General features: G+C 63.9%; 10 protein-coding genes. 8 read left to right on the forward strand and 2 right to left on the reverse strand.

What is annotated here, in order from left to right:
* The first annotated feature begins 27 nt into the window (after positions 1 to 27).
* Positions 28 to 3,486 carry a protein kinase domain-containing protein gene (locus AW274_RS13335; RefSeq protein ID WP_062431311.1) on the forward strand — a complete coding sequence of 1,153 codons (3,459 nt, stop codon included), beginning with the start codon at positions 28 to 30 and terminating at the stop codon, positions 3,484 to 3,486.
* Positions 3,487 to 4,272: 786 nt separating this feature from the next.
* Here AW274_RS13335 and AW274_RS39140 read toward each other — a convergent pair.
* Both AW274_RS39140 and AW274_RS13340 read right to left on the reverse strand, forming a co-directional pair.
* Positions 4,273 to 5,937, reverse strand: coding sequence for a PIN-like domain-containing protein (locus tag AW274_RS39140; protein WP_083974107.1), 1,665 nt, complete (start codon positions 5,935 to 5,937; stop codon positions 4,273 to 4,275).
* Between the two features lie 86 nt (positions 5,938 to 6,023).
* Positions 6,024 to 7,280: an NsdA family TPR-like regulatory protein gene (locus AW274_RS13340; RefSeq protein ID WP_062431312.1), complete on the reverse strand. Its 1,257-nt coding sequence runs from the start codon at positions 7,278 to 7,280 to the stop codon at positions 6,024 to 6,026.
* A gap of 349 nt (positions 7,281 to 7,629) precedes the next feature.
* On the opposite strand from AW274_RS13340, the gene AW274_RS13345 reads away from it, so the two are divergent.
* The 7 genes from AW274_RS13345 (at position 7,630) to AW274_RS40245 (ending at position 11,594) form a co-directional block, all read left to right on the forward strand.
* Positions 7,630 to 7,914 carry a hypothetical protein gene (locus AW274_RS13345; protein WP_062431313.1) on the forward strand — a complete coding sequence of 95 codons (285 nt, stop codon included), beginning with the start codon at positions 7,630 to 7,632 and terminating at the stop codon, positions 7,912 to 7,914.
* Positions 7,915 to 8,130: 216 nt separating this feature from the next.
* Positions 8,131 to 8,862: a GntR family transcriptional regulator gene (locus tag AW274_RS13350; RefSeq protein ID WP_062431314.1), complete on the forward strand. Its 732-nt coding sequence runs from the start codon at positions 8,131 to 8,133 to the stop codon at positions 8,860 to 8,862.
* Positions 8,863 to 8,971: 109 nt separating this feature from the next.
* Complete coding sequence (locus tag AW274_RS13355) at positions 8,972 to 9,403, forward strand: hypothetical protein (RefSeq protein ID WP_062431315.1); 432 nt, start codon at positions 8,972 to 8,974, stop codon at positions 9,401 to 9,403.
* Positions 9,400 to 9,726, forward strand: a complete 327-nt coding sequence (locus AW274_RS13360; protein WP_062431316.1) for a hypothetical protein — start codon at positions 9,400 to 9,402, stop codon at positions 9,724 to 9,726. The genes AW274_RS13355 and AW274_RS13360 overlap by 4 nt, the downstream gene beginning before the upstream one ends.
* 86 nt (positions 9,727 to 9,812) lie before the next feature.
* Positions 9,813 to 11,267 (forward strand): FtsK/SpoIIIE domain-containing protein, encoded by a 1,455-nt coding sequence (locus tag AW274_RS13365; protein WP_062431317.1) that lies wholly within the window; start codon positions 9,813 to 9,815, stop codon positions 11,265 to 11,267.
* On the forward strand, positions 11,264 to 11,452 hold the full coding sequence (locus tag AW274_RS13370; RefSeq protein WP_062431318.1) for a hypothetical protein: 189 nt from the start codon (positions 11,264 to 11,266) through the stop codon (positions 11,450 to 11,452). Before AW274_RS13365 ends, AW274_RS13370 begins: the two co-directional genes overlap by 4 nt.
* Complete coding sequence (locus AW274_RS40245) at positions 11,445 to 11,594, forward strand: hypothetical protein (protein ID WP_157520135.1); 150 nt, start codon at positions 11,445 to 11,447, stop codon at positions 11,592 to 11,594. Before AW274_RS13370 ends, AW274_RS40245 begins: the two co-directional genes overlap by 8 nt.

Consider the following 11,594-nt stretch of genomic DNA (forward strand, 5'->3'; position numbering starts at 1 on the left):
CCGCTCGAACCTAGTGATCCGTACCGCATGGACGAGTACTGGCTGGCTGGCCGCCTGGGAGCTGGTGGGCAGGGTGTGGTTTACGACGCCTACGACGACGACGGCACCCGTGTGGCGATCAAGGTCCTGCACGTCGCCCACGACACCGGCCAACTGAGCCGCCTCGCCAAGGAGGTCAATGCCGCCCAGCGGGTTACCTCGTTTTGTACCGCAAGGATCTTAGACGTGCATCTGGATGGCCCCCGTCCCTATCTCGTCAGCGAGTTCATTGATGGCCCGAGCCTGGCACACGCGGTGGACGGGGGCCGCCGCTTCGGTGGCGACCAGCTTCACCGATTGGCAATCGGAATCGCCACCGCGCTGACGGCGATCCACCGGTCCGGTGTGATCCACCGCGATCTCAAGCCCGACAACCTGCTGCTAGGGCCTGACGGCCCCCGGTTGATCGACTTCGGTATCGCCCGCACAGCCGAGATGTCCCTGACTCCCACCGGTTCGGCCATTGGCACCCCGCGTTACATGGCGCCAGAGGTCTTCCGCGGTGAGCGCGCCGGCGCTGCGGCCGACGTGTTCGCCTGGGGCGCGATCCTCGTGTTCGCCGCGACCGGGGAGCACGCCTTCCGGGGAGATTCGGTCGCCACCATCGCCCATCGGGTGTTGACTTATGAGCCTGACCTGACGGTTCTGCCAGAGAGCCTGCGGCCATTGGTGGGTGGGGCCTTAGCCAAGGACCCGGCTGATCGCCCTGAGGCAGCCACGCTGTTGGCAGCGCTGGTCGGCGGTTCGGGCGTTTCCGGCGACCTGATGGCGGCGGCAAGCGCCCAGGCAGAATTGGTGGAGCGCGGGGGATCAGGTGATCCGGCCCTGGGCACCGTCGCCGAAGACCTGCACGTTCGTCTGACACCTGAGGAGCGGGGCCTGGTCCCGGGGGTGTTTCTCAGGCTGGTCGCGCTCACCGACGGTGGGGATCTGGGCCCACGTACGGCACTGGTGGAGGAGGTGCTGGACCGGGTACCCGCCGAGGAGGAGCGGGCGGTGCGGCGCGTGCTAGAAGTCTTCGACCCGATCGTGGTCTGCGCCGACGGGCGTGTCGTCCTGGCGCGGCCTGCGGTGCTGCGAGCCTGGCCGCGCCTGCGCGCCTGGGTAGTGGAGGCCCGGGACGGACTGGTGATGCATCAGCGCATTCGCCAGACCGCCCGTGCCTGGGCCGAGCACGGGCGCCGGCCCGCCGACGCGTTGAGCGGGCGGCTGTTGCAGGAAGCGCTGGTGTGGGCGGCTGCCGGGCACCGGTATCTGCGGCTCAACCGTCTGGAGCGTGAGCTGCTGGACGCCAGCACCGTTGCCCAAGCTCGCGCCATTCGGCGCCGTCAGATGGTCACCGGGGTGCTGACGGTGTTGCTACTGGTGTCCATGGGAGCCACGGGGCTCGCGGTACGGGCCCAGAGGGACGCCGACGAGCAGCGGGATCTGGCTCTGTCCCGTCAGCTCGTAGCGCAGAGCGAACTCGCTGCTGACGACCCTCGACTGTCGGCGCTGCTGGCGGTGGCCGCCTGGCGCGTCAAGGAGACGCCGGAGGCTCGGGTTGCCATGCTCACCATGCTGGGCAGGCCCGTTCGTGCGATTCTCGCCGGCCACACTGACTTGGTCTCCTCGGTGATCTTCAGTCCCGACGGGCGCACCCTGGCTACCGGAAGCGGCGACAATACGGTGCGGCTATGGGACACCCAGACACGCAAAACTATCGGCACTCCCCTCATCGGCCACTCTGACGCTGTCACTGCGGTGGCGTTCAGTCCGGACGGGCGCACTCTGGCTACCGGAAGCTGGGACAGCACGGTGCGGCTATGGGATACCCAGACACGTAAACCCATCGACACTCTCACCGGCCACACCGGCGGCGTTGAGTCGGTGGCTTTCAGTCCGGACGGGCGCATCCTGGCTACCGGAAGCAGCGACAGCACGGTGCGGCTATGGGATACCCAGACACGCAAACCCATAGACACCCTCACCGGCCACACCGGCCCGGTCTTCTCGGTGGCTTTCAGTCCGGACGGGCGCACCCTGGCTACCGGGGGCTATGACAGCACGGTGTGGCTATGGGATACCCAGACACGTAAACCCATCGGCACCCCCCTCACCGGCCACACCCGTCGCGTCCTCTCGGTGGTCTTCAGTCCGGACGGGCGCACTCTGGCTACCGGAAGCTGGGACAGTACGGTGCGGCTATGGGAGACTCAGACACGTAAACCCATCGGCACCCCCCTCACCGGTCACACCGGCCTTGTCACCTCGGTGGCCTTCAGTCCGGACGGGCGCATCCTGGCCAGCGGGAGCAACGATGACACCGTACGGCGATGGGATATAACGGCCCATAAACAAATCGGTAGCCCCCTTGGCCACACTGACGCCGTCGAGTCGGTGGCCTTCAGTCCAGACGGGCGCACCCTGGCTACTGGAAGCTGGGCCAGTACGGTGCGGCTATGGGACTCCCAGACACTAAGACCAATAGACACTCTCACCGGCCACGCCAACTTTGTCCTCTCGGTGGCGTTCAGTTCGGACGGGCGCACCCTGGCTACTGGAAGCTGGGACAGCACGGTGCGGCTATGGGACACCCAGACACGGGAACCTATAGAGACCTTCACCGGCCACACCGACCCGATCGAGTCGGTGGCATTCAGTTCGGACGGGCGCACCCTGGCTACCGGAAGCGCCGACAGGACGGTGCGGCTATGGGACACCCAGACACGCAAACCCATCGACACTCTCACCACCCACACTGACGCTGTCTCCTCGGTGGCGTTCAGTCCGGACGGGCGCACCCTGGCTACCGGAAGCTGGGACAGCACGGTGCGGCTATGGGACACCCAGACACGCAAACTCATCGGCACCCCCCTTGATCACGACACCGGTCGTGTCCTCTCGGTGGCGTTCAGTCCGGACGGGCGCACCCTGGCTACCGGAAGCGGCGACAATACGGTGCGGCTATGGGACACCCAGACGCGCAAAATCATTAGCACCCTCACCGGCCACACCGGCGGCGTTGAGTCGGTGGCTTTCAGTCCGGACGGGCGCACCCTGGCTACCGGGAGCATCGACAAGACGGTGCGGCTATGGGACACCCAGACACGCAAACCCAGCGGCACCCCCCTTGGCCACACCGACAGTGTCGAGTCGGTGGCCTTCAGTCCGGACGGGCGCATCCTGGCTGTCGGAAGCGACGACAGCGCGGTACGACTATGGGAGACCCAGACACGCAAACCAATCGGAATAATAGGCCACACCGACCGGATCGAGTCGGTGGCCTTCAGTCCGGACGGACGCATCCTGGTTACCGGGAGCGACGACAGCGCGGTACGGCTATGGGATACCAGTTCTCCAGTTGATCTTCCCAGAGTAATCTGTGGTATCGCGGGAAGTTCTATGAGCCTTGAGGAGTGGAAATTCTACGCACCTGAAATGGCCTTTCAGGATGTTTGCCATTAAGCCGCTCATAGCGCGGAACGATCCGGCCCTGGCTATACCCGACCTAGGGAATGCGGAACGAGATGCGATGTTATTCGGTGGCAAGTGGACCCGTACCGCAGGGCCGTCAGGCCCGAGGAGCGGAAGCCGCGCGGCAGAGTATTTGATCATGATCGGGCAGCTTGGATGTGACCGGCCGACTCTGTCGCCGCCCAGGCACCCTGAGCTACCAATGCGACAATAAAGGGACCCCGGCGGCATGCATCCGGTAAGGCGGCGCGTCGCTGGCCTCGGTGAGTACGTTCGGCAACGGCGCTTGCGTCGGTCGGTCGACGGCCCGTGCTGCCGCCGGCCGGGACCGGCCCCCAGGCCGCAGCCCGGGCGGCGGGCGGTGGAGGGCCGGTTACGGCGGCGCGGCGCGCCGCCGTCTTGATCCCCACAAGAACAATTCGGCAATCAACCGCAGTGCTGCCTTGTCGTGTCCCGCGACATGCTTGGAACTTTAGTCCCACCATATGAACCAGGCGAGGCAAGGTAGAGGCACTGCGTAACCGTCGACGACAATCGCTTTGCAGGATGCAGACAGCGTCAGCTAGCACCCCCAGCCTGGGAAATAAGTATATAGAGCTGACCTATGCCGGAGTCGCCGACGCCTTTGGGTGTATTCGAAACGCCAATATGATTGCTTGCATCGGATGGTCGAGTGCACTCAATTGGGCATGAATCGACGCTACCGCTCCTGAAGTATTTCCTTCTTAGTTCTACGCCCAAAGACAATAATGAAATGATGTATGATCACGGGCCCGACTAGCGCTCGGAAAGGAATCGCTTCAGTCGCGGAATTCCGCTCAGTATATTTCCCCAGTAAATTCTGCCATCATTTTCTAGCGCTTTGAAGCGCTCTTCCGGGAATCGCCAGCCTCTCCCCGGTGGGGGATAGATTTCATTGCCGTCCGGTCTTGTTATCGCGTAGTGATTGTCGCTACGTGCTATAGGGCTCGTTATGTCCACGGCAAGCCAAGGGCCTCGCGGGTCGTTATCGCGGTTGGTGTATCGGGGATCTGAAATAGTTATGTCGATCCCCAATTCCGCTAGCATGCGCGTCAGGTCGGCGCCGCCCACGATTTCAATACCCTCGGCTGTGGCAATTTCTCTTGCGGACCGCGTAAATTCTGACGTGCTGAAGAATAGCGCGCCGCCAAAGCCGCCGCTTCGAAGAACTCCCACTAACTCATAGACCTGCCTTGTGGAGCTGGGGCCGAGGCTGCGCTTGGTTTGAACGATGATCTTTTTGCTGGGATCTTCGGGGCTGGCCGCGATGAAGTCGTAACCTCTATCTCCTACGCCTATATCCATCCTTTCGGCGTGATAGCCCATTCGAACCAATAGGTAGTGAATCAGGCGCTCGAATGTAGTTGAATCTAGTTCGAGTATGTTCAGTGGAGCCTTGGCGTTGGCGAAGATTTCGGGCAGTAGGGAGTCGATATCTTCGTCAAATTCTCCTAGATCCTTAATCGCTTCATTCGAGACCTTAGAGGAAAGATGTTCCTTTGTCCCTGCGATGAACTCTTTGAGTGTAACTAGCAAGAGGTCGGCTCCTGCTATATCGCGCATCTCTTGGGTTAATTCCGGTAGCGGACCTTTAGGTCTCTTCTTTGCATCCAGCTCCCACCAATCGGCCTTCAGGTCTTGAGTAATAAGAAGAATTAGCCGCTCACCGGTAGGGATCTGAGATGCCATATCCAAGGTCTGGCGCCATAGAATAAAATCACCGGCGGCGCGCAGCTGACTTCCTTTATTTGCGTCAAGAAACCCGGGTGGAATCTCATTCGGGAACCGAAAAGAATGCGCCTCCTCTACAAGTAGGCGAAGCTCGCTTGATGAGTATCCTTGGCCAATCCTTCCAGCCAAAAGATCATCGATTCTGGATAGTAGGGGATCTACCTGCCGCAGATCCTTTGGATGCAGATCATATTCGGCCTCTAGAGTGCGAAATTCATCAATTGCCGAATCGATCACTCCCTCAAGAGTTGCAAGGAGGTCTTCTCGTCCCAGGCCAATCTCCTCGCGCTTCCATTCTCTTGTTGCTCCCGTCCGTTCGCGTAATAACTGAAGCTTCTCAAGGGCTTCCTCAATAACATGGACAGCATCGACTGTGGCACTTTTTAATAGCTGGCCTGTGCGCTTAAGGGTCGACATCCTTTCCTCTACGACGCGCCTACGGTTACGGCTGAACTCGATGGCGGCCTGATGGGGGATCCAAAGTCGACTTCTTACATGACTGAAAGCGTCAAGGATTTGATCTCGGGAATTGGGATTAAGTTGATATAGGTCCAAGAGGACGTTAGCGTCGAGGACTATCACTGCATCTCGATAGAATTGCTCCTGCGCTACATGGCTGTTAGTCAGCCATGCAGAGAAATCGATGGTAAGGCGCCGCCCTGTCCCAGATGAGTTCCCTGCTTCGCTCATAGGGTTATCGTAATCGAACAAGTGGGGCTTGTATGTAGCGCTTTAAATCGTTACGCGGTCTGCTGTTGGTTACTAGAGCCTGCGCCTTACTTGCTGCTGCGCAAGTCCATCAGACGCTCGCGAAACTCCAACGTGGCTGCCTCCTTGCGGTACTTCTGCCTGAGCAGCCGATCGAGGTCCTCGGCGCGGTTGATGAGGTCCGTAAGCGACTTCCGATCGATGTCGAGCGCCATTGCGCCATGTTCTGTCGCGGCGTCAAGATCGCCACGTCGTGCGTGGACGATTCCGAGGTCGATATGTGCATCGGCAACTCGCATAGGTGCGTTCGAGCTGCCGTCCGGACGTGTGTGCATCTGGATCGTTTCTCGCGCATGCTCCTCAGCGCGATCATCGTCCGCGAGCCACGTGTAGCAGGTGGCCGCGTAGAAGATCCACTTGGCGTGGTCGAACACGAAGTGATGGTCAGGGTTCTCAGGCATCGCGAGCGTGGACAGGACGTTCGCGCCTCGGGTGAGCGCGCGGTCTGCTTCCCGTCGGTCGCCGATGCGGGCCAATCCGCGGGCTTCCTGCAAGGTGAGCTGAACCATCGCGCTGCTGCTGCCGGCTACTGCCTGGCCCATGCGGGCCGACTTCACGACGTCCTCAAACCGGCCTTCTACCAGGGCGAACCAGGCCGACATCTCATGTGCCCATCCCATAAGTTCGCCGTGGCCAACCTGGCGGCCCATTTCGTAGGCGGCCCGTCGCGCCGTCTCGGCCTCCTCCCGCTCTCCCAGGTCGTAATGCACACACCCGAGAAGAGCGGTCAACCAGCCGGTGATGACGAGCACTTCGCGGTGCTGGTCGAAGGTGAGACGTCCCCGAAGAAGCTGGGTGACCTGCGCAAGACGCTTCTGAGTGCGGTCGCGCAAAGTGGCGGCGGGCACGACGGGATAGGCGCGGCAGAGGAGGTCGACGGCCTCGGCCAGAGCTTCCAATGTCCCAGCTCCGACGTCGGATGCCTGGAGTTGCTGAGCCAGTTCCATGGTCCCGTACAAGTCTGCTTCGGCACGGAGTGCGTCAACAGGCATCACGCGCGCCTCCACCAACCGGCTTCGCCCGCTCTGCGAGAACCCCAGCCGTTCGGGTGAGAGCCCTGTCGCCTGCTCAAGGGCGAGCCGCAACGGGGTGCGCGGCCATGAGACCTCGCCCGCCTCCCACCGCCGAATGCGTTCCTCGTCGACCGCGAGACGTTCCCTAATCCCGGTCGGCGTTTGGTTGATGAGCTGGGCCAATTCGGCGCGAGTCAGGCGATGCTCGTTCCGCCATGCGCGTAGTTGCACGTTCGGGATGTGGTCGGGCATCCGGTGCCTTCCTCCCAAGCGGAGGTGCATGAGGGGGGTAAGAGGGGCGCGTTCGGGGGTACTGCGTTCAGTCGCTGGCCGGTGGACTTGTCATCAAGCAACCACGGTACGTCACAGCGGCCTCCCCGAAAGAGCGGGTGTGCCGGATCAATGAGGAGTTGGCGACGGTGACCCGGCCAATCGAGTTCAGTCAGGCATTTCCATGCTCCGCCTGTCGGGGCCGTGGCGCAAAGCTGCGGGTGTCACGGCGGGAACTGCTGGTCGGGCCGGTGGATGAGGAGCGCGACGGGAGCGGAGAGCGGATGTGTCTGGACTGCCTCGGAAGCGGCCGGGCCGAAAGGAGCGCGAGATGAACCCCAACATGGCGGAAGCGCTGGAAGAGACCGACCAGCCGGAGAACGAGAACTACCTGATTCTGCTGGCCGGTCAGTTGACGGAGATCGCGATCAAGGCGGTACTGCGGGAGGAGAACCGGATGGTGCTGGTGTATCCGCCGCACGGGCCGGGGCTACCGGTCGCGGTCTTCATCGGCTACGGCGGCGCGTGCTTCTCCTGGAATAACGCCGAGAAGCGCCACCCGGTCACGGACATCAAGGGCGCGGCCGAAGCCCTCAAGGCATTCGTGACCCGGTAGAGCGGGCACGGCTGGGCGGTCGCGTCGGATCGAGGGAGCTGACGTTGGCAATGGCTCGTCCGGTCCGTGTCTGGCCCGGCAGGTGGAGGGACTCCGTGGCTCCCACCTGCCGGGTCTTCTGCGTTATGCGGGTTCAGGCGGCGGCATGGACAGTGGTCTACCGCCGGGATACTCTCAAACTTGGTAAAACAACCTGTCGGGTGATGGACGGTCGAGATGTCGCTAGAGTCCGTTCCGCCGAAGTATGCGCAACTTGTGCAGAACCTTCAGCGGCGCATCGAGTCGGGCGAGTACGCCCCGGGCTCGACCCTGCCCAGCGAGAACGAACTCATGAAGGAGTTCGCCGTCTCGCGGCCCACCGTGGTCGCGGCTCTGCGGATCATGAAGGATCAGGGCTGGATCGACTCCCAGCAGGGCAAGGGCCGCTTCGTTCTCGGACGTCCGGCGCTCGCCTCCCTGGAGGGCTCTCGACCGGGCCGGGCCTACCTCACCACAGCGGAGAGCCTGACTGCGGGCGAGATCATCGAGTCGGCTGCCGTTGCCGTCCCGAATCGACTGGCCGCCCTCCTCGACGTCGACCCCAACACCCGCGCCTTTGTCCGCCGTCGACTGGTCAGCCGAGACGGTGAGCCGACAGAGATCGTCTCGGTGTGGGTGTCGCTGGAGTTGTCCGAGGGGACCGACCTGACCAGCGCCACACCCCTGACCGAAGGGATCCGCGCCCACCTGGAGAGCCGGAAGGGTGTCCGGTTCGATCACGTGGTGGAGCAGGTGACGGCCCGGATGCCGACCACGGCAGAGGTGAAGCAGCTCGGCATGCCCAAGGGTGTGCCGCTCTTGGTCGTGTACGGGGCGGTGCGCGATGCGTCGGGGCGTCCGCTGGCGGCCGTTGAGGTGCTGTTGCCGGCCGACCGCCACGAGCTGGAAGACGCCTATCCGATCGGCTAGCCGATTGCTACTCAACGAGCCCGCCTAGTTACTTGACGTAGCAGGCGGGCTCTCCTTATGCTCGCATCACTTGATAGGTTAAGTGCCTGTCAGTCAACAGGAGGCATCCATGGCATTGCAGGGACCCATCCCGGTCACCTTCGCGCAGGTCTTCCCGCATGGCTGCTACGTCGTCGGCGAGGTCGAGCCGGTCAAGGACTTCGACGCCTCGACCAACGGCCGCTTCGTCCAGACCCGCGACAAGAAGAGCGGCGAACTCGTGTGGCAGGTCGCGGTGCTCGACGCCGACCCCGAGGTCAAGCCCGCCCAGAAGACGGTGTCCGTCAAGATCCTCGCCCCGGTCCAGCCCGTGCCCCCGGCGCCCATGCCGGGCCTGCCGTTCACCCCGGTCGAGTTCGACGGCATGGCGGTCACCGCCTACGTCAACGGCGCGGGCCGTCTGGCCTGGTCGATCAAGGTCCGCGAGATGTACGCCCCTCGCCCGCTGGCCACCTCGGGCGCTGGCAAGTCGGCCGCCAACGGCAAGGAGAACGCGGCATGAGCGAGGGCTACGGCGCTGCGACCATCATGATCCACCCCGGCCGTGAAGCCAGCGTGAGCGCGTCGATCTGCGCAGGTGCGAACGTCAACGTCCGCTACTTCGCTGGCCGCGACGGCAACCCGGGGTTCATCGCCATCGATCAGGACCGCGTCAGCCTCAAGATCGCCCTGCCCTCGGTGAACTCCGAGCCGGGTGTCGACTTCCTCCGCGAGCTGGCGAAGGCCGTGACGAGCCTGCTGGCCGAGACGCAGGGTTCGCCCGCTCAGCTTCCGCTGCCCGAACTCGACGACGGTCCGGACACCGGCGAGCCGAAAGCGGCCTGACCTCGGTGGGGCGGCTGGAGCTTGGACCCTCCGGCCGCCCCGGTTCTCCCAGCCCACTGCATATGTTCCGAGAGGACTCCAACCTAGTGTTTCGCAAGCTCCCGGGGGATGAGGCACGCAACCTCGTCACCACCACCCCCGACACGAAGATCGTGTTCAAGCCGGTCGTGGTCAACACCCCGGCCTTCCTCGCCATCGGCCTGTGGCTGATCCGCCTCGTCGTCGGCCTGGTCCGGCTGATCTGGCGGCACCCGATCGCGGTCGGCATCGTCGGCAGCCTGGCCGCGCTCGCGGTCTTGGTAGATTGGCGCGGCAGCGTCTTCTTGGTCGGCCTGACCCTGCCCGTCCTCGCAAGCTGGGCTGTGATCCACCGCCCGTCGTTCTCCTCCTGGATCGGCTGGCCGCTGCTGGCCTCCTGGCGACGCTTCTGGATCTACCGGCGGCACTGGCAACCGGTCATGGTCGTCTCCGGACTCGGCCGCCACCTGCACGGCCGGGACTACCTGCCCCGGGTCGTCAACGTCGCCTGCACACCGTGGGCCGATCTGGTCGTCGTCCGCATGCTCAAGGGCCAATGCCTGGAGGACTGGACCAAGCGCGCCGACCACCTGGCCCAGGGCTTCGGCGCGACCAGCTCCCGCGTCACCCTGCACGCTCCCGGCGTCGTGCTGCTGGTCATGCCTCGCCGGGATCCTCTCGCCGACCCCATCCCCGCCCTACCGCTCCCCGACCACACCGACAAACCTCCGATCGATGTCGAGCCGGTTCAGGTCGGCGAACGTGAGGACGGCCTGCCCTACCGGCTGAAGGTCCATGGGACACACGTTCTCGTCGCCGGGGCGACCGGGGCCGGCAAGGGCTCGTGGATCTGGTCGGTCATCCGGGGTCTGCTCTCTGCGATGACCTCGGGCCTGGTGGAGGTCTGGGCGCTGGACCCCAAGCGCATGGAACTGTCCCTCGGCAAGGACCTCTTCCGGGGCAAGTACGCCGCCACCCCGGAGGAGTGCGCCGACCTGCTGGAGACGGCCGTGGCGCAGATGCAGCAGCGTGCCGACAAGTACGCCGGTGTCCGGCGCACCCACACCGCCACGACAGATGAGCCGTTCGTCCTGGTGGTCGTCGACGAAGTGGCGTTCCTGACCGCCTATCAGTCCGACAAGCACCTCAAGCAGCGCATCACCGCTGCTCTGGCCACACTCACCACCCAAGGTCGGGCGGTCGGCTTCGGCGTCCTGGCGGCGCTTCAGGACCCGCGCAAAGAGGTCATGAACATCCGCAACCTGTTCCCCGACAAGATCGCGCTCCGACTGGATGAGTCCGAACAGGTCGACATGGTCCTCGGCGACGGTGCACGCGGCCGGGGAGCGCTAGCCGACCTCATCTCACCCAACCCGGCCCAAGGCGCGGGCATCGGCTACGTCCGGCTGGAGTCCTCCCCAGACCCGATCCGCGTCCGCGCCACCTACGTCTCTGACGACGACATCCGCGCCATGGTCGCCCACCTGTGGACCGCCACCGCCGATGAGACGAGGGCCGCGTGAGGCTCACACTGACCGGCACCCGCACCGAGATCACCCGCGTCCCCGAACAGATCGTCTTCGCCCGGCTGACCCCCTCGGGGGTGGTGCGCTTCCTGCACCTGGCCGACGTCCAGATCAGCACCCAGCCGTACACGGGCCTCGTCCGCCTGACCGCCGACCTCGTCGAGGGAGACGCCAATGGCTGAACTGGCTCGCGCCCTGGATGACCTGACCTGCGCGTCCTGCGGCACCACCGACTGCCTGTGGATCTATCCCGTCCGGGGCGTCGTCGAGTGCCGCGAGTGCGGGACCAAGGCCGTCGTGATCCTCGACGCCCTCGACCAGTAG

This window comes from Herbidospora daliensis (genome assembly GCF_001570585.1).
GTDB lineage: Bacteria > Actinomycetota > Actinomycetes > Streptosporangiales > Streptosporangiaceae > Herbidospora > Herbidospora daliensis.